Consider the following 834-nt stretch of genomic DNA (forward strand, 5'->3'; position numbering starts at 1 on the left):
CTTCCGCATCTTCCGCGTCGTCGACGGCGGCGACCTCACCCTCAAGGACCTCACCGTCAAGGGCGGCAACGCCAACGAGTTCAAGTACCCCGGCGGCGGCCAGCCGCCGGCCGCCGCCCCGGCGGTAGCGGCCCCGGCTGTCGCGGCCCCGGCTGTCGCGGCCCCGGCCGCGGCGACCACGGCCGCCGCTGTCACGCCCGTCGCGGACGGCATGAACGGCGGCAAGGACGACGACAAGCGGGTCGAGGGCGACGGCGGCGCGCTGCTCGTCGAGCGTGGCGGCAGCGCCTACCTGGACAACGTCAAGCTCGTCGACAACAACGCCGAGGGCGACGGCGGCGCCATCGCCAACTACGGCCGCACCTGGCTCAAGGAGAGCAAGGTCGTCGGCAACCACGCCCAGCCGACCACGGCAAGGACGGCGTCAAGTCCACCCTGTCGGACAACCGCGCCGGCAAGAACGGCGGCGGTCTGTTCAGCAGCGGCGGCACCGTCACGGTCTCCTTCACCGCGATCACGGGCAACACCGCCTGCGAGAACGGTGGCGGCGTGTACGCCGAGAACACCGACCTGCTCCTGGAGAAGGTCCACGTCGCCAAGAACCACGCCGACGGCGACGGTGGCGGTGTGGTGGTCACCGGTGGCAAGCACTGGGGCTACCCGGACAACAAGGAGCACGCCAGCGCCACGATCGCCGACAGCAAGATCGTCGACAACACCGCCAACCGCTTCGGCGGCGGCATCTTCAACGGTGAGTGGCTCGTCAAGATCGAGGACGGCTTCATCGTCCGCGACCACGACAAGGACGACAACGCCACCCTCACCATCCGCGAC

The 834-nt window shown here is 70.1% G+C and carries 1 protein-coding gene and 1 pseudogene; one reads left to right on the forward strand and one right to left on the reverse strand.

Annotation, left to right across the window (positions count from 1 at the left end; genetic code table 11):
* A partial coding sequence (locus IF06_RS34640) for a hypothetical protein (RefSeq protein ID WP_232236831.1) occupies positions 1-397 on the reverse strand: 397 nt, incomplete at its 3' end.
* 152 nt (positions 398-549) lie between these two features.
* Here IF06_RS34640 and IF06_RS34650 point away from each other — a divergent pair.
* Positions 550-834, forward strand: a pseudogene (locus tag IF06_RS34650) (hypothetical protein); the annotation flags it as partial.

The organism is Micromonospora globosa (assembly GCF_000717585.1).
GTDB classification, from domain to species: Bacteria; Actinomycetota; Actinomycetes; order Mycobacteriales; family Micromonosporaceae; genus Micromonospora; species Micromonospora aurantiaca.